The organism is Burkholderia sp. BCC1993 (genome assembly GCF_905339865.1).
Lineage (GTDB): Bacteria > Pseudomonadota > Gammaproteobacteria > Burkholderiales > Burkholderiaceae > Burkholderia.
Genome location: NZ_CAJPGZ010000005.1, coordinates 250,499 through 267,852, shown reverse-complemented (window position 1 = coordinate 267,852; position 17,354 = coordinate 250,499). Strand labels below are relative to the sequence as shown.

The 17,354-nt window shown below is 68.5% G+C and carries 14 protein-coding genes; 4 read left to right on the top strand and 10 right to left on the bottom strand.

Going from position 1 to position 17,354, the window contains the following annotated elements; all coding sequences use genetic code 11:
• Window positions 1-42: 42 nt before the first annotated feature.
• Window positions 43-1,308, bottom strand: coding sequence for a YbfB/YjiJ family MFS transporter (locus tag U4Y91_RS10275; RefSeq protein ID WP_321804973.1), 1,266 nt, complete (start codon window positions 1,306-1,308; stop codon window positions 43-45).
• A gap of 124 nt (window positions 1,309-1,432) precedes the next feature.
• Here U4Y91_RS10275 and U4Y91_RS10270 point away from each other — a divergent pair, with 124 nt between their 5' ends.
• A complete protein-coding gene (locus tag U4Y91_RS10270) occupies window positions 1,433-2,353 on the top strand; it encodes a LysR family transcriptional regulator (protein ID WP_321804972.1) in 921 nt (306 codons plus the stop codon).
• A gap of 258 nt (window positions 2,354-2,611) precedes the next feature.
• On the opposite strand, the gene alaS is transcribed toward U4Y91_RS10270, so the two are convergent.
• Window positions 2,612-5,236, bottom strand: a complete 2,625-nt coding sequence (alaS, locus tag U4Y91_RS10265) for an alanine--tRNA ligase (protein WP_321804971.1) — start codon at window positions 5,234-5,236, stop codon at window positions 2,612-2,614.
• A gap of 240 nt (window positions 5,237-5,476) precedes the next feature.
• Between alaS and U4Y91_RS10260 the strand changes: the two genes are divergently transcribed.
• Window positions 5,477-6,697, top strand: coding sequence for a CaiB/BaiF CoA-transferase family protein (locus U4Y91_RS10260; RefSeq protein WP_321804970.1), 1,221 nt, complete (start codon window positions 5,477-5,479; stop codon window positions 6,695-6,697).
• Between the two features lie 115 nt (window positions 6,698-6,812).
• On the opposite strand, the gene U4Y91_RS10255 is transcribed toward U4Y91_RS10260, so the two are convergent.
• Both U4Y91_RS10255 and U4Y91_RS10250 read right to left on the bottom strand, forming a co-directional pair.
• Complete coding sequence (locus U4Y91_RS10255) at window positions 6,813-7,361, bottom strand: alpha/beta hydrolase (protein WP_321804969.1); 549 nt, start codon at window positions 7,359-7,361, stop codon at window positions 6,813-6,815.
• Between the two features lie 171 nt (window positions 7,362-7,532).
• On the bottom strand, window positions 7,533-7,742 hold the full coding sequence (locus U4Y91_RS10250; RefSeq protein WP_006497729.1) for an ornithine acetyltransferase: 210 nt from the start codon (window positions 7,740-7,742) through the stop codon (window positions 7,533-7,535).
• A gap of 252 nt (window positions 7,743-7,994) precedes the next feature.
• Between U4Y91_RS10250 and U4Y91_RS10245 the strand changes: the two genes are divergently transcribed.
• Window positions 7,995-9,704 carry a glutamine--tRNA ligase/YqeY domain fusion protein gene (locus tag U4Y91_RS10245; protein ID WP_321804968.1) on the top strand — a complete coding sequence of 570 codons (1,710 nt, stop codon included), beginning with the start codon at window positions 7,995-7,997 and terminating at the stop codon, window positions 9,702-9,704.
• 120 nt (window positions 9,705-9,824) lie between these two features.
• Here the strand turns inward: U4Y91_RS10245 and U4Y91_RS10240 are convergent, their stop codons facing one another.
• The 3 genes from U4Y91_RS10240 to U4Y91_RS10230 form a co-directional block, all read right to left on the bottom strand.
• A complete protein-coding gene (locus U4Y91_RS10240) occupies window positions 9,825-10,295 on the bottom strand; it encodes an NUDIX hydrolase (RefSeq protein WP_321805088.1) in 471 nt (156 codons plus the stop codon).
• 11 nt (window positions 10,296-10,306) lie between these two features.
• On the bottom strand, window positions 10,307-10,693 hold the full coding sequence (locus U4Y91_RS10235; protein WP_321804967.1) for a hypothetical protein: 387 nt from the start codon (window positions 10,691-10,693) through the stop codon (window positions 10,307-10,309).
• A gap of 127 nt (window positions 10,694-10,820) precedes the next feature.
• Window positions 10,821-12,170 (bottom strand): cytochrome-c peroxidase, encoded by a 1,350-nt coding sequence (locus U4Y91_RS10230; RefSeq protein ID WP_321804966.1) that lies wholly within the window; start codon window positions 12,168-12,170, stop codon window positions 10,821-10,823.
• A 221-nt stretch (window positions 12,171-12,391) separates the two neighbouring features.
• Between U4Y91_RS10230 and U4Y91_RS10225 the strand changes: the two genes are divergently transcribed.
• Window positions 12,392-13,978, top strand: coding sequence for an acid phosphatase (locus tag U4Y91_RS10225; protein WP_321804965.1), 1,587 nt, complete (start codon window positions 12,392-12,394; stop codon window positions 13,976-13,978).
• A 141-nt stretch (window positions 13,979-14,119) separates the two neighbouring features.
• Here U4Y91_RS10225 and U4Y91_RS10220 read toward each other — a convergent pair whose 3' ends face one another.
• Genes U4Y91_RS10220 through U4Y91_RS10210 form a run of 3 tightly spaced genes read right to left on the bottom strand, consistent with a single transcriptional unit; the run spans window position 14,120 to window position 17,345 of the window.
• Window positions 14,120-15,739: an alginate export family protein gene (locus U4Y91_RS10220; RefSeq protein WP_321804964.1), complete on the bottom strand. Its 1,620-nt coding sequence runs from the start codon at window positions 15,737-15,739 to the stop codon at window positions 14,120-14,122.
• Window positions 15,736-16,434, bottom strand: a complete 699-nt coding sequence (locus tag U4Y91_RS10215; RefSeq protein WP_321804963.1) for a YoaK family protein — start codon at window positions 16,432-16,434, stop codon at window positions 15,736-15,738. Before U4Y91_RS10215 ends, U4Y91_RS10220 begins: the two co-directional genes overlap by 4 nt.
• A complete protein-coding gene (locus U4Y91_RS10210) occupies window positions 16,431-17,345 on the bottom strand; it encodes a glyoxalase (RefSeq protein ID WP_321804962.1) in 915 nt (304 codons plus the stop codon). Before U4Y91_RS10210 ends, U4Y91_RS10215 begins: the two co-directional genes overlap by 4 nt.
• Window positions 17,346-17,354: the final 9 nt, after the last annotated feature.

Genomic DNA, 17,354 nt, shown 5'->3' with positions numbered 1-17,354 from the left:
AGCGAGTTTGCCCGCGCCGCAGACGATCCGGCCCCGATGATGTCAGGGTTGCGTGCGGGGTTGCGCGCGCCCGCGTGCGGCCGTCGCCGCGAAGCCGGCGGCACCGGCGAGCAACGCGCCTGCCGCGACCCACAGCGCCGGCGAGAATGACCCGAAGCGCGCGGTCAGCGGCGCGGCGACGAGCGGACCGAGAATCTGCCCGACCCCGTACGACGCGGTCGCATAGCCCATCAGCCCGGCCGCTCGCTCGCCATGCAGCCGCCGCGCCTCGCGCATCGCGAACAGCGTGATCGCGGTGAACGGCAGGCCGAGCAGCGCGCTGCCGGCCGAGAAGCCGGCCGCGTTCGGCCAGACGATCCCCGCCGCGATCCCGAGCGCCTGCGTCGCGCAGCCGGCGGCAAGCAGCAGCCGGTTGTCCCAGTGGCCGGGCAGCCGCGACGCGGCGATCGCGCCGACGATCAGCGCCGCGCCGAACATCGGCCAGAACAGGTCGGGCCACGGCGAGCCGGCCGGCAGCGCGGCACGCGCGATCACCGGCAGGAACGTCGCGGTGATGATGTAGCCGAAGCCCGGCATCCCGTACAGCACGACGAGCCACGCGGCGTCGGCGCGATGGCGCCGTGCGTCGTGCGGTGCCGCCTGTCGCTCGCGCATGGCCGGCGCCGCGGCGGCCGGCGCGGCGGTTGTCAAGGCGGCCGGCCCCGGCGCGCTGCCGAACGTGCGCCAGATCGCGACCGACAGCAGCGCCGACAACGCCGCGAAGCCGAGCCAGCCGGGCGCCGCGCGATGGCCGGCGAGCGCGCTGCCGATCAGCCCGGTCAGCACGATCCCGACGCCCGGCCCCGCGTAGATCACCCCGCTCCACTCGGGCGCATGCAGCTCGGTGAGCCGCCGCAGCCCCCATTGCGACACGAACACGAACGTCCATGCGCTGACGACGCCCGCGACGAAGCGCACCACGAGCCATGCGGACAGCAGATGGCCGACGCCCATCGCCGCGGTCAACAGCACGGTGGCGGCCAGCCCGAAGCGCACCATCCGCGCGGGCGCGACCCGCACCGCCGCGCAGCTGACCGCGCCGACGAAATAACCCGCGTAGTTCGCCGACGCGAGCCAGCTGCCGGCCTTCAGGCCGATCGAGCCGTCGGCGAGCATCAGCGGCAGCAGCGGCGTGAACGCGAAGCGGCCGACGCCGAGCGCGACCGCCAGCCCGATCATGCAGGCGAGCGCGGCCGCGCGGGCGCGGCGGTCGGCGTCATCGGGCAGGTGTACGCCGGCAACGGCGCTCGGAGCATCGGAACGGGGCATGGCGGCATGGGCCGCGCGCGGCGCGCGCCGGCCGGAACGAAAATCGGAATGCTTGTATCGTAGCTTGACCAAACGTTCTCGATAAATGAATAATCAAGAATCCACATATCTCCAGGAGAGAATCATGGACCTGGCGGCGCTGGCGATTTTCCGGGCTGTCGTGCGCGAGAACGGCGTGACGCGCGCGGCGGCGAAGCTCAATCGCGTGCAATCGAACGTGACGACGCGCATCAAGCAGCTCGAGGAGGAACTCGGCGCGGCGCTGTTCGTGCGCGACGGCCGCCGGCTCGTGCTGACGCCGGCCGGGCACACGCTGCTGCCGTACGCGGAGCGGCTGCTCGCGCTTGCCGACGAGGCGCGCGACGCGGTGCGCGAGGACACGCCGCGCGGGCGGCTGCGGCTCGGCACGATGGAAAGCACGGCCGCGAGCCGGCTGCCGACCGTGCTCGCGCGCTATCACCATGCGTGGCCCGACGTGTCGCTGGAGCTCGTGACCGGCACGACCGGCTGGCTGATCGACAAGGTGCGCGATTTCGAGATCGACGCGGCGCTGTTTGCGCGGCCGCCCGAGCCGGACACGCTGCCCGACACGTTCGAGACCGTGCCGATCTTCCGCGAGGATCTCGTGCTGCTGACGCCGCGCGGCCATCCGCCGGTGCGTACGCCGCGCGACGTGATCCTGCCGACGCTGATCGCGTTCGAGCGCGGCTGCACGTACCGGAAATATGTCGAGCAATGGTATGCGGCGCACGGGATGAAGCCCGCGCGTGTGCTCGAACTCGGTTCGTATCACGCGATCGTCGCGTGCGTCGCGGCCGGCGCGGGCATCGCGGTCGCGCCGCGCTCGGTGCTCGAGCTGCAGCCCGAGACCGGCAACGTCGCCGCCCACACGATCCCCGAACTCGAAGGAATCGACACGCTGCTCGCGTGGCGGCACGGTTACGCATCGGCGGCGCTCGCCGCGTTGCGTGATGCGCTGGGCGCGGCTGCGCGGGAGCCGGGTGATGCGACCAAGGCGGCGGTGGCCGCATCGGTGTCGGCCTGAGTCGGGATCGCAGGCGGCCGCTGGTGCGCGCGCTCAATCCTCATTCCGACAAGGGCGATGCGGCCAGGCGGTGGTGGCCGCATCGGCGTCTGCCCGAGCCGGGAACGCAGGCGAGCGCCGGCGAGCGCGCTAATTCTTCATACCGACAAAAACAAAACGACCCGACCGGCACACGTGCCGATCGGGTCGTTTTTTTGATGCGAAGCGATGTGACGCGACGCGGTCAGCCCGACCACACCGCATCATCAGGCATGCCGATCAAAGGCGCTCTTCGACCCAGCCCTTGACGCCCGCCAGCGCGCCCGGCAGGTTCGCCGGTTCCGTGCCGCCTGCCTGCGCCATGTCCGGACGGCCACCACCCTTGCCGCCGACCTGCTGCGCGACGAAGTTCACGAGCTCGCCGGCCTTGACCTTCTTGCTCGCATCCGGCGTGACGCCCGCGATCAGGCTGACCTTGCCGCCTTCGACGGCCGCCAGCACGATCGCTGCGCTCTTCAGCTTGTCCTTCAGCTTGTCGACCGTCTCGCGCAACGTCTTCGCGTCCGCGCCGTCGAGCGTCGCGGCCAGCACGAACACGCCGCCGACTTCGATCGCCTGCTGCGCGAGCTCGTCGCCCTGGCTCGACGCGAGCTTCGACTTCAGCGCGCCCAGTTCCTTCTCGAGCGACTTCACCTGGTCCTGCACCTGCGCGATGCGTTGCGTGAGTTCCGACGGCTGCGCCTTCAGCGCGGCGGCCGCTTCGTTCACGCGCGCGTCGAGCTCCTGCACGTAGCGCACCGCGTTGTCGCCGGTGATCGCCTCGACCCGGCGGATGCCGGCCGCGACGCCGCCTTCGACGACGATCTTGAACAGGCCGATGTCGCCGGTGCGGTGCACGTGCGTGCCGCCGCACAGTTCGCGCGAGAAGCCGAGGTCGAGCACGCGCACTTCGTCGCCGTACTTCTCGCCGAACAGCGCCATCGCGCCGCCCTTCACCGCTTCGTCGTACGGCATCACGCGCACGATGCCCGGCGCGTTCGCGAGGATTTCATTGTTGACGATCTGCTCGACGCGACGGATTTCGTCGTCGGTCAGCGGCGCGTTGTGCGCGAAGTCGAAACGGGTTTTCTCCGCGTCGACCAGCGAGCCCTTCTGCTGCACGTGTGCGCCGAGCACTTCACGCAGCGCCTTGTGCATCAGGTGGGTCGCCGAGTGGTTGCGCTGCGTGCGTGCGCGACGATGCGCGTCGATTTCCGCGCGCAGCACGTCGCCGACCTTCAGCGTGCCCTGCTCGAGCGTGCCGTGATGGCCGATCACGTCGGCCTGCACCTTCAGCGTGTCGGCCACCGAGAAGCGCGTCGACGCATTCGCGAGCACGCCCTGGTCGCCGACCTGGCCGCCCGATTCCGCGTAGAACGGCGTGTGGTCGAGCACGACGACCGCATCCTGGCCGTGCTTCACTTCGTTGACGGCCGAACCGTCGACGTACAGCGCGACGACCTTCGCGTCGTCGAACGCGATCTCTTCATAACCGTGGAACGTGGTCTTCGCGCCCGAGTATTCGAGGCCCTGCGTGGCCTTGAACTTGCCGGCCGCGCGCGCCTGCTCGCGCTGACGCGCCATCGCGTCGTCGAACGCCGGCTCGTCGACCGTCATCCCGCGCTCGCGGCACACGTCGGCCGTGAGGTCGAGCGGGAAGCCGTACGTGTCGTGCAGCTTGAACGCGAGTTCGCCGTCGAGCACCTTGCCGCCCTTCGCTTCGACATCCGCCAGCGCCGCTTCGAGGATCGACATCCCGTGCTCGATCGTCTCGAAGAAACGCTCTTCTTCCTGGCGCAGCACGTCGGTCACGCGCTGTTCGGCTTCCTTCAGTTCCGGATACGCGGCACCCATCTCGGCGACGAGGTCGGCCACCAGCTTGTGGAAGAACGAGCCCTTGCGGCCGAGCTTGTAGCCGTGGCGGATCGCGCGGCGCACGATCCGGCGCAGCACGTAGCCGCGGCCTTCGTTGCCGGGAATCACGCCGTCGACGATCAGGAACGAGCACGCGCGGATGTGATCGGCGATGACCTTCAGCGAGTTGTTCGTGAGGTCGCTGATCTCGGTCACGCGCGCGGCGGCCTTGATCAGGTTCTGGAACAGGTCGATCTCGTAGTTGCTGTGCACGTGCTGCAGCACCGCGGCGAGGCGCTCGAGGCCCATGCCGGTGTCGACCGACTGCTTCGGCAGGCGAGTCATGTTGCCCTGCGCGTCGCGGTTGAACTGCATGAACACGAGGTTCCAGATCTCGATGTAGCGGTCGCCGTCTTCCTCGGGCGATCCCGGCGGGCCGCCCCACACGTCCGGGCCGTGGTCGTAGAAGATTTCGGTGCACGGGCCGCACGGGCCGGTGTCGCCCATCGTCCAGAAGTTGTCCGACGCGTAGCGCGCGCCCTTGTTGTCGCCGATGCGGATGATCCGCTCGGTCGGCACGCCGACTTCCTTCGCCCAGATGTCGTACGCTTCGTCGTCTTCCTGGTAGACGGTGACCCACAGCTTTTCCTTCGGCAGCTGGTAGACCGTGGTCAGCAGTTCCCACGCGAAGCGGATCGCGTCGTGCTTGAAGTAGTCGCCGAACGAGAAGTTGCCGAGCATCTCGAAGAACGTGTGGTGGCGCGCCGTGTAGCCGACGTTCTCGAGGTCGTTGTGCTTGCCGCCCGCGCGCACGCTGCGCTGCGCGGTCGTGGCGCGCGTGTACGGACGCGGGTCCGTGCCGAGGAACACGTCCTTGAACTGGACCATGCCCGAGTTCGTGAACATCAGCGTGGGGTCGTTTCCGGGCACGAGGCTCGACGAGCGGACGATCGTGTGGCCCTTCGATTCGAAGAATTTAAGGAATTTCTCGCGGATTTCGGCAGCTTTCATGGCGTGCGGGGAATGTCTGGCTGAGACGGCTTCAAACGCCGGCCGTCCTCGCGGACGCACGGCGGGCAGATATCGTAAACGAGCGATTATACGATACAGATCGGCCGCTCCAACGCCAGCGGCCCGGCGCGCCGGACGACCGGCCTGGGCCACCGGCGCGGCCGATTCGCCTTAAGATGCTCGGCATGCCAATCCGCCTTGCCTCGGGCCGGGCGAGCCATGAAAGGAGACGATTCGACGATGGGTGCCCTGAGCCATATCCGCGTGCTAGACCTCACCCGCGTGCTCGCGGGCCCGTGGTGCGCGCAGACGCTTGCCGACTTCGGCGCGGACGTGATCAAGGTCGAGCGCCCCGGCGCCGGCGACGACACGCGCCACTGGGGGCCGCCGTACCTGAAGGACGCGACCGGCGCCGATACGGCCGAGGCCGCGTACTACCTCGCGGCGAACCGCAACAAGCGCTCGGTGACGGTCGACATCGCGACGCCGGAAGGCCAGCAGATCGTGCGCGAGCTCGCCGCGCAGAGCGACGTCGTGCTCGAGAACTACAAGGTCGGCCAGCTGAAGAAATACGGGCTCGATTACGAATCGCTGCGCGCGGTGAAGCCCGATCTCGTCTACTGCTCGGTCACCGGGTTCGGCCAGACGGGCCCGTACGCGCACCGCGCGGGCTACGACTTCATCGTCCAGGGGATCGGCGGCTTCATGAGCATCACCGGCGAGCGCGACAGCGAGCCGGGCGGCGGCCCGCAGAAGGCCGGCGTGGCGATTGCCGATCTCGCGACGGGCCTCTATTCGACGATCGCGGTGCTCGCCGCGCTCGCGCACCGCGATCGCACCGGCGTTGGCCAGTACATCGACATGGCGCTGCTCGACGTGCAGGTCGCGCTGCTCGCGAACATGAACACCAACTTCCTCGCGAGCGGCAAGCCGCCGGTGCGCTGGGGCAACGCGCACCCGAACATCGTGCCGTACCAGACGTTCCAGACGAGCGACGGCTGGATCATCGTCGCGGTCGGCAACGACGGGCAGTTCCGCAAGTTCGTCGAGGCCGGCGGCCGGCCCGAGCTGGCCGACGACGAACGGTTCGCGACCAACCCGTCGCGCGTGCGGCATCGCGACACGCTGGTGCCGATCCTCGCGGAGATGGTGAAGGCGCGCGGCAAGGCCGACTGGATCGGCGCGCTGGAAGCGGCCGGCGTGCCGTGCGGGCCGATCAACGAACTCGACGAGGTGTTCGACAACGAACAGGTGGTCGCGCGCGGGATGCAGGTGTCGCTGCCGCACCCGTGCGGCGCGGACGTGAAGCTCGTGCGCAATCCGATCCGGATGAGCGCGACGCCGCCCGATGCGCGCACGGCCCCGCCGCTGCTGGGCGCGCAGACGGAAGACGTGCTGCGCGACATGCTCGGCTACGACGACGCGCGCATCGCGGCGTTGAAGGCGAAACAGGCGATCTGAGCGGGGGCGCGTGGGCGCGCCCTGGCGCGCTCGCGCACCGCTGCGAGCGCGGGTCGACGGCAGGCGCGGCCCGGGCGCCAGCCGGACGGCCGGCGGCGAATCGATCGACCCGACGCTAGCGCGCCAGCGCGTCGAGCCAGCCGCGTGCATCGGGCCAGTCGCCGAGCCCGCTGTCCGCGTTGATGTGGCCGCGCGGGCCGAGATCATGAAACGCGCTGCCCCACGCGTGCGCGCAGCCGCGTGCGAAGGCAATCGAGCCATACGGATCGTCGCTGCTCGCGACCACGCGGGTCGGAAACGGCAGCCGCTCGTGCGGCACCGGCCCGAAACCGTGCGCGTCGGCCGGAAACGCCGGCCCGGCCGGATCGGGCAACGCGACGAGCAGCGCGCCGCGGACCTTCGCGAGCGCGGCCGGCCGCGCGTAGCGGGTCGCCCACCACGCGGTGGTCAGCGTGCCGAGGCTGTGCGCGGCGATCGTCACGGGGCCCGGTGCGGCTTCGACCGCACGATCGAGCGCGAGACACCAGCCATTGCGGAACGCGCGGTCCCAGTCGGGCATCGCGATGCGCACGAAACGCGCGTCGGTGCGCTCCCAGCGGCTTTGCCAGTGGAATGGGCCGGAGTTGCCGTAGCCCGGCAGCACGAAAACGAGAGAGTCGCTCATGAAGGATTCGTCGACGCATGAAGTCGTTATGTGACGTCGACGAAGTGTCGCACACCCGCTCCTCCCTGATGCTGCCTGTCGAATCGCGGAATGGATGTGCGGAGCTTGAATGGTCGTGACGCGTCGGTTACGCCGTCACGACCGGCCAGCGCTCACGCGCGCCGGCTTCGATCAGCGCACGCCGGCGCCGACCAGGCCGCCTGCGGCGGCGCCGGCGACCGTGCCGACCGGGCCGCCCGTGATCAGGTAGCCGAGCGCGCCGCCTGCGGCCGCGCCGATCCCGGCGTTACGCTGCGTATGCGTCATCGCGCATGCGCCGAGTTGCGACAGGGCCGCGACGATCACCGCGGTACGAACGAGAAAAGTGGTCTTCTTCATCATGATTGTTGGCTTCCTCCCGCCCCGCAAAAAGTACGAATGGCGGCATTGATTCGGTGAAGCCATCATAGGAAAAGCCGAATGCGGGGGGCAATCCGATTTACGTCGTGTTACAGCCGACACACTATCGATATATTGCGATCGGCAGCGCGAACCGCCCTGCCGACGCCGCAACCCGCGCGGGACGGACCCCGGTCAGGTAGAATTACAGGATTAAACCGGCGCGACGCGCCGACACAACCTGACGCCAACCGCATGAGCACCGAACGCAACGACGCCCCCGCGGCTTCCAATTTCATCCGCAACATCATCGACGACGACAACCGCACCGGCAAATGGAGCGGCCGCGTCGAGACGCGCTTTCCGCCCGAGCCGAACGGCTATCTGCACATCGGCCATGCCAAGAGCATCTGCCTGAACTTCAGCGTCGCGCGCGACTACGGCGGCGTGTGCCACCTGCGCTTCGACGACACGAACCCGGAAAAGGAAAGCGTCGAATACGTCGACTCGATCGTCGACGCGGTGCGCTGGCTCGGCTTCGACTGGCGCAAGGATGCGGTCGATCACCAGTATTTCGCGAGCGACTACTACGACAAGCTGTACGAATTCGCCGAGCTGCTGATCCAGCGCGGCAAAGCGTACGTCGACAGCCAGAGCGCCGAGGAAATGCGCGCGAACCGCGGCTCGCTGACCGAAGGCGGCAAGCCGTCGCCGTTCCGCGACCGCTCGCCCGAGGAAAACCTCGACCTGTTCCGCCGGATGAAGGCCGGCGAGTTCAAGGAAGGCGAGCACGTGCTGCGCGCGAAGATCGACATGGCTTCGCCGAACATGAACATGCGCGACCCGGTGATCTACCGGATCCGCTACGCGCATCACTACCGCACCGGCGACGCATGGTGCGTGTATCCGATGTACGACTACACGCACTGCATCTCGGATGCGCTCGAAGGCATCACGCATTCGCTGTGCACGCTCGAATTCGAGGATCACCGCCCGCTGTACGACTGGGTGCTGAACGAACTCGCGGAAGCCGGCGTGTTCACGCGTCCGCTGCCGCAACAGATCGAATTCTCGCGCCTGAACCTCACGTACGCGATCACCAGCAAGCGCAAGCTGCTGCAGCTCGTCACCGAAGGTCACGTCGAAGGCTGGGACGACCCGCGCATGCCGACGATCGTCGGCATCCGCCGCCGCGGCTTCACGCCGGAGAGCATTCACCTGTTCTGCGAGCGGATCGGCGTGACGAAGGTCGATTCGTGGATCGACATGAGCGTGTTCGAAGGCGCGCTGCGCGACGACCTCGACGACAAGGCGCCGCGCTCGGTCGCCGTGCTCGATCCTCTGAAGCTCGTGATCGACAACTATCCGGAAGACCTCGAGGAAGCGTGCACGGCCCCCGTGCATCCGCATCACCCGGACCGCGGCGTGCGCACCTTCCCGATCTCGCGCGAGCTGTGGATCGAGCGCGAGGACTTCGTCGAGAACCCGCCGAAGGGCTATTTCCGCCTGTTCCCGGGCAACAAGGTGCGCCTGCGCTACGGCTACGTGATCGAATGCACGGGCTTCGACAAGGACGCCGACGGCAACGTGACGGCCGTGCACTGCAACTACTTCCCGGACAGCAAGTCGGGCACCGAAGGCGCGAACAACTACAAGGTCAAGGGCAACATCCACTGGGTCAGCGCGAAGCACGCGCAGGCGGCCGAAGTGCGGATCTACGACCGGCTGTTCAAGGAGCCGCACCCGGACGCGGGCGGCGCGAACTTCCTCGAGGCGCTGAACCCGGACTCGAAGAAGATCACGCAGGCCTACGTCGAGCCGGGCGCCGGCGACGTCGCGCCGGAAACGCGCCTGCAGTTCGAGCGTCACGGCTATTTCGTCGCCGACCGCGTCGATTCGAAGCCGGGCAAGCCCGTGTTCAACCGGATCGTCGGGCTGCGCGACAGCTGGGGCAAGCCGGCCTGACGGCCTGCTCCGCGCGCGGCGCGGCGGCCTCGCACCGCCCGCCGCAGGATGAAAAAAAACGGCCTTCGGGCCGTTTTTATTGCGTGCGCGGAAATCGCGCGGCAGCGCCGGCCGCCGCGCTCACGCGCTCGCCAACCGCCGGTGCAGATCCGCGAGCGACAGCGTCGTGCGAAACAGCCGCGCGAGACTGCGGCTGGCATACGCGTCGACGTCGCCGGGCGCGGTCCAGCGATACGCGTCCATCTCGGGAATCAGCGAGCCGTCGCGACGGCTCGGGAACAGCGACGTGCACGTGCAGTGCGCGGGATCGATCTCGTCGTCCGCGACCTGCACCGCGAACAGGTGCAGGTCCTTGTCGTGACGGTAGGCGAAGCGGCCGAGATCGAGCAGCCGCGCCGGTGCGAACTCGATGCCGGTTTCCTCGCGCAGTTCCCGCAGCGCCGCGTCGGCCGGCGATTCGCCGGGCTCGCCCTGCCCCTTCGGGATGTCCCAGTGCGTGGTATCCGTCGCGTGCGCGAGGAATACGCGGCCGGCCCCGTCGAGAATCACGACGCCGCACGACACCGTGCGCGACGCACCGCTGCGCGTCATTTCACGCGCGCTCAGCGCTTCTGCAACTGCCACTTGCCCGTGGCGGTCTTGCAATAGACGGGCTTGAGCGTCAGCGCCTGGCCCTTCGCGGAAATGTCGGTGGCGATCTCGCGGCAGGTCTTGCCGTCGTTCTCGGACGTCGACGGCGTGAGCTTCGCATCGATCTGCGTGCCGCGGCCGCTGCTCTGCCAGGTCGTGGTCTCGCCGTCCTTGCCTTCGTCGCGCACCTGCGCCACGGCCTTGGCCAGCGACGCACGGTCGGTCTTGCTGAAGTAGGCGAGCGGCGTGTCGTTCAGGAAGCCCAGGTTGCTCTGTGCGTAGGCAGGCAGCATCGCGGCTGCGCACGCGGCGCCGGCCAGCACGCGCGTGACGACGGAAAGGGATGCACGCATCGACATGTGTTGTTCTCCTTGGATGTTCGATCGAACGGCATGGCGCGCGGCCGGCGAACCGGCGGCCGGTACTCCGGCGCGCGCCATGCCCGTCAGCCAGCGAGCATAGCATGCGTGCCGCCGGGAACGTCGTCTAGCGGGCCGCCGACGCGGCTGCCGGTTGATATCCGTCGGTCAGCGTGTTCAGGAACGCGATCACGTCCTTGATCTCGGCCGCGTTCAGCGCGGGCGCGTCGCCGCGCTTGCGGTCGAACGGCGGCTCGCGGTTGATGTTCGGCCAGTAGCGCTTCGGCAGGTCGTCGTAGACCTGCACCTTGCCGTGCACGACCGGATAGAACTTCTCCGGATGGATGTCACGCTCGACGTAGAAGCGCATCACGTCCTCGAGCGAGTGGTACACGCCGTTGTGGAAGAACGTCTTGCGCAGCGCGACGTTGCGCAGCGACGGCGTGCGGAACAAGCCGCAGAATTCTTCGCGGCCCTTCAGGTCGGTGCGCTCGGGGCCGCACGCGCCGAGGTCGTAAAAGCGCGGATCGCGATTGACCGGCAGCGCGCGATTGCGCGGCACCGCGATCGCGATCAGGCCGAAATCGCTGAACTGCGGCGGGCCGCCTTCGAGCGTGCGCTGGCTCACGTGGCAGCTCGCGCAGTTGCCCTTCTTCTCGTCGTTGAACAGCTGCAGCCCGCGCAGCTCCGCGGGCGTGAGCTGCGCGTGGCCGGCCAGATAGGCGTCGTACTTGCTCGTGTACGGATCGAACAGCGCCGGCTGCTGCTGGAATGCGTCGAGCGCGCGCAGCACCGCACCGAACGTCGCCTGGTCGTCGCCGAGGACCTGATCGCCGAACGCCTTGCGGAACGCGTCGGCATACGGCGCGGCGCGAACCGCCTTCGCAACCCGCGCCGGCGAACTGCTCATCTCGAAGGGCGACGTGAGGGGAATGCGCGCCTGCGCATCGCGCGTATCGACGCGGCCATCCCAGGTCAGCCCGCCGGTCGGGCCCGCATCGATGCTTTCGTCGCCTTCGTCCGGTGAATCGTGGAAGTGCTCGCTGAACGGCGGAATGCCGCGCAGGTACTTCAGCGACGGCACCGCACGAAAGCCCGTGCTGTGCATGTCGTCGCCGCCGAGTTGCGCCGACAGCGCGTTCGGCGGCCCGAACGCATGCTCGGCGCTATGGCACGACGCGCAGGCGAGCTTGCCGGACCCCGACAGCGACGGATCGAAGAACAACTGCTTGCCGAGCGCCGTCATCTGCTTCACGCCCTCGAATACCTGCGCGCGCGTCTGCGGCTGGCTGGCCGGCGCGACCGCCGGAGCGGCCGGTGCGGCCTGTGCCGCCGGCACGATAGAGGCGGCCGATGCATCGGCACCGGGGCGCGCATCGCACCCGGCGAGCGCCGCGAGCCCGCCAACCAGCGCCAGCGCCGCCGCGGCAGGGATCAACGATCGCGCGGACGCGAAGGATTTCAGAAGGCTGTGCATCGTCGTTCTTCTTGTAGCGGTGGGCAATCGGCCGGAGCTTATGTCAGTTCCGTGACCGCCGCATGACGTTCGACCGACAGTCATTTGAAAGCGCCCCTACACCCGGCTGTCAAATCGGTTCCAGATAATGCGCGCAGCCGGCAGGTGTCCGAAGGTTCCCGCGCCGGCCCGACACCACCGCGATTCCCACACGCGACACACGACGAAAGAGAGAACATCGCATGAAGAAGCACGCCTGGATTCGTTACACGCCGATCGCCCTCGCGGCCGCGCTCAGCCTGACCGCCTGCGGCGGCGACGATGTCACGCAGCAAGGCCTGTCGGCCGTCAAGAACGTCGTCGTGATCTACGCGGAAAACCGCAGCTTCGACAACCTGTACGGCAACTTCCCGGGCGCGAACGGCCTGCAGAACGCGACGGCGGCGAACTCGGTGCAGAAGGATCGCGACGGCTCGACGATGGCGACGCTGCCGAAGATCTGGGGTGGCCTGACCGCGACCGGCATCACGCCGGCGGTCACCGAGGCGATGACGGCGAACCTGCCGAACGCGCCGTTCGCGATCGACGACCCGAAGGGCTTCAACCAGTCGATGAGCATCGCGACGCGCGACATCGTGCACCGCTTCTACCAGGACCAGATGCAGATCGACGGCGGCAAGAACGACATGTACGCCGCATGGACCGATGCGGGCGGCCTGACGATGGGCCACTACACGCCGGACCCGTCGAAGCTGCCGCTGTGGAAGATCGCGCAGCAGTACGTGCTCGCCGACAACTTCTTCATGGGTGCGTTCGGCGGCTCGTTCCTGAACCACCAGTACCTGATCTGCGCGTGCGCGCCGTTCTACGCGAACGCGAACACGAGCCCCGCGGCCGGCAAGATTGCCGTGTTGAACCCGGACGGCAAGTCGCTGAAGGTTGCGACGAACTCGCCCGCATCCGCGCTCAGCGGCCCGCCGAAGTTCGTCAACGACGGCGCGATCACGCCCGACTTCTTCGCGGTCAACACGATGCAGCCGCCGTATCAGCCGAGCGGCAACAAGGCAGCCACGGGCGGCGACCCGCTGCTCGCCGACCCGGCCAACGCCTCGACGATGCCGGCGCAGACGGCAACCAACATCGGCGACCTGCTGACGAATGCGAACGTGTCGTGGGCATGGTACGGCGGCGCGTGGGGCCAGGCGCTGCAGGCAAGCCAGAACGGCACGTCGAACGTGATCTACGGCGCCGACCTCTCGACGCCGAACTTCCAGCCGCACCACCAGCCGTTCAACTACTTCGCGAACCAGGCACCGGGCACCGCGAGCCGTGCACAGCACCTGCTCGACGGCGGCGCGAACGGCGCCGAGTTCATCAAGGCGATCGACGCGGGCACGCTGCCGCAGGTCGCGTTCTACAAGCCGCAAGGCAACCTGAACGAGCACCCGGGCTACACGGACGTCACCTCCGGCGACCAGCACATCGCCGACGTGATCGCGCACCTGCAGGCCAGCCCGCAGTGGAAGAACATGGTCGTCGTCGTCACGTACGACGAGAACGGCGGCTTCTGGGATCACGCCGCGCCGCCGACCGCCGATCGCTGGGGTCCGGGCACGCGTATTCCGGCGCTGATCGTGTCGCCGTACGCGAAGAAGGGTTTCGTGGATCACACGCAGTACGACACGGGTTCGATCCTGCGCCTCATCACGCGCCGCTTCTCGCTGCCGCGCCTGCCGGGCCTGCAGCAGCGCGACGACGCGCTGAAGGCGAACGGCGCGCAGCCGATGGGCGACCTGACCAACGCGCTCACGCTGTCGCCGAACCTGTAACGGCATCACCGCGAACGGGCCGGCCGCGCAGCCGGCCCGGACGAACGAAGGGTGACCCCGCGGTGAACTGCACCCCAAAAGCTGGATGCGAATCCAGCCTTTGGGGTGTTTTTCATGCGCGCGCGTTGCCGCGCGGACGCGTCACCAGCCGTACTTCAGCTCGACGCCGACGTAGTCCGCGTTGTGTCCGCCCGCCTGCCGGATCGCGTCGCCGACCTGGAAGTGCACGGCCTCGACCGCGCCGATCAGGTTCGCGGCGATCGTCCAGTCCGCGCGCAGCTGCACGTACATCCCCGTCCAGCGGCCGCCCTTGCCTGCCGTGCCGGGCACCGCAATGTTCGGCTGCTGATAGACGGCGTCGCCGGTCGTCTCGCGCCACTGGAAACCCAGCGCGCCGAGCAGCGACAGGTTCGCCGACGGCTTCAGCGTCACGGACGGCTTCACGTGGATCAGGTTCGCATAGCTCGTGTAGCCGGCCAGCGTGAAGTAATAGCCGTTCGGAAACAGCGGGTTGAAGGTGCCGACGCGGCCGTCGTGCGGATGCCGGTCGCCCGAGGCCGCATCGACCTGCAACGCGATGCGCGGCGACCACGGCGCATCGAGCCGGTAGCCGGCGATCGAGCCGACGGCCCACGCACCGATCGTGTTGTTGCCGACCGTCCCGGTCTGCAGCATCGTCTCGAGATCCCAGTCGAAACGGCCCTGCGTGCCCGTGTAGCGAACGTCCCACACGTCGCGATGCTCGGGGCCGCTCGCATCGAGGAAACGCGCGTTGCGGCGGTTGTAGCGCGACCAGTAGCCGGACAGGTCGCCCGGCCCGACCGACTGCCGCTCGAAGCGCACGCCGCTGAAGGTGAGACCGCGATTGGACACGTCGTCGAAATCGGACGCGTTGCGGTTCTGCACCGGTTGCGTCGCGTAGCCGATGAAGCGCCATTTCCCGTATTCGTAATCGGCCCAGACCGCATCGAACGCCTGCCGCACGTTCGGGCCGTCGCGCGCGGCGATGAAGCGCTGCAGGTCGAACGCCATCTCCTGCCGGCCGACGCGGAACTTGAACGTGCCGCCGCCGAGCGCGCCCGTGTAGGTCGCGAACGCCTGTTCGAGATCGAGCGGGTTCTTGTCGACGGGCGACACCGTGTTCTTGCCGAACGCGCGCGCGTCCTGCAACTGCGCGAAGAACTGCCAGTGCTGGCCGAGATGCGCATCGGCATGCACTTCGACGCGCTGGATCAGGTACGTGTCCGATTGCGCGGAGCCGATCCCGAACAGCGGCGCGTCGTTGGTCTCCAGCCGCTCGCGCAGGTTCACGCCGAGCGATAGATAGGACGCCGGATCGTTGCCGAGCGGAATATATTTCAGTCCGTCGAGCGGCGCGCGCGGCACGCACGGATTCGCGAGCACCGACCAGTCCTCCTGCCAGCGGTTGAACAGCACCGTCGGGCGTTTGGCCGTGCACGTCGATGCGGCGGTGGCCGTCTGGGTCGCTGCCGACGTCGAGGTCGAAACCGATGACGCAGTCGCAGGCTGCGCCGGTCCTTGCGTCGGTGTCGATGTCGATGTCGATGTCGATGTCGATGTCGATGTCGATGTCGATGCCGATGCCGATGCCGATGCCGATTCCGATGTCGAAGTCGTTACAGCCGCCGTTTCCGCGACCGCCGCGTCGGCGCCCGCGCACAGCAGCGCCGCAACGACCGACAGGCGCGCGGCCCGTTCGAAGCCGCGGGCGTCGCGTCTGCGCTGCCCCGTCGCGATCATGCGCGCTCCTGCGCGGCGGGTCCGGCCGCTTGCGCCGCACACAGTGCAAGCGTCGCGAGCGCGCCGACCGGCGCGAGCAGCGCCAGGAATCCGATGTAGCGGAACCCGAGCGCACCGCACGCCGCGCCGAGCGCGAACGCGACGATCGCCGGCAGCATCTTGCCGAAGCGCGCCCGCGCCGCCGCGCGCGCGGCGTCGGCCGTGCCGGCCGACAGCAGGTCGACGGCGTCGAGGATCGCCTGCGTCACGTTGCCCGTCATCACCGTGTTCGGCACGCCGCCGGCGCGCGAAATCACGCGCGGATGCGCGTTCTGCACCCCCATCGCGAACGTGCCGACGATGCCGGCCACGAGCGCCGACAGGCTGTCGGGCTGCGTGACGGGCGTCGCCCACACGCCGGCCGCGCAGAAGCCGAGCAGCAGCACGGCCTGCACCGCATGCAGCGCGCGCGTGCCCTGCCAGGCGGGCCGCCCGGACATCGACCGCGCGATCAGGCTCGCCGCGATCACGCCGCACACGAACGCGGGAAACACGCTGAGCTTCAGCACGACACCCTGGCCGAAGCCCGCGATGCCCGCGCCGATCAGCACGAAGTTGCCCGTCACGTGTGCGGTGAACAGCCCGAACAGCGCGACGAAGCTCAGCGTGTCGACGAAGCCGGCCACCGCGGCAAGGATCGTGTCTTCGTGCTTCATCGCGCGGCGCTCGCGTGGATTTCGGCGACGTAGCCGCCCGGGAACTGCACGAGTGCCGCGTCGCGGCCGTCTGCGGCGTACGGCGGCACGAGCACGCTCACACCTGCCGCCTTGGCCTTCTCCAGCGTCGCGGCCAGGTCGGACACTTCGTAGCCCGTCATCTCGCGCCCGTACGGGTAAGGCAGGCGACCGTCCGTCACGAGCACGGTCATCTTGCCGAAGCCCGATTCGATGCGAATCCGGCGATACGTGTCGTTCGGCCGGCCGATCTCGATGCCCGGCGCCTTCAGGTTGTCGGACACCACCTTGCCTTTCGAGAACTTGACGAAATCGTGCACGAACTTGCGTACGCTTTGCGGCGACACGTAGACCCGATTCTCGGGGATGGTCTGCAACGCGTCGTAGTTCGGCGCCTGGGTGTGCCAGTAGAGCTGCATGTTCACGCCGCCCGTCCACGTAATGACCGCATCGCGGCCGATCGGATCGGGGAACGTGTCGACGATCACGTCGGCGCCGTGCTCGCGCGCCGACTTCACCGCAACATCCATGTCGGTGACGAGATAGCCGGTGCGCTCCGCGCAGAACGGATACGGGATCGGCGTCTTGAAGCCGAACACCGAGATCGTGCCGACCGGCGTCAGCACGAGCTGCGACATCGTCTGGCTCGGCGTCGGCGTGACCTGGAACACGCCCTGCTTCGATTTCTTGCCGCCGAACGTCGCGACGAAACTGTCGGTGAAGCGGTCGAAGTCTTCCGGCGCGACGCACACGTGCGTGGTGTCGTACTGCGGACCGACGGCCACCGTCGGCGCGACCGCGGGCGGCACCGGCGGTTTCGCGAACGCGGCAGGCGCGGCGACGAGGCCGCTGGCAATCGCAAGCGTCAGCAACGCGGAACGAAGGGTTCTCATAACGGATGT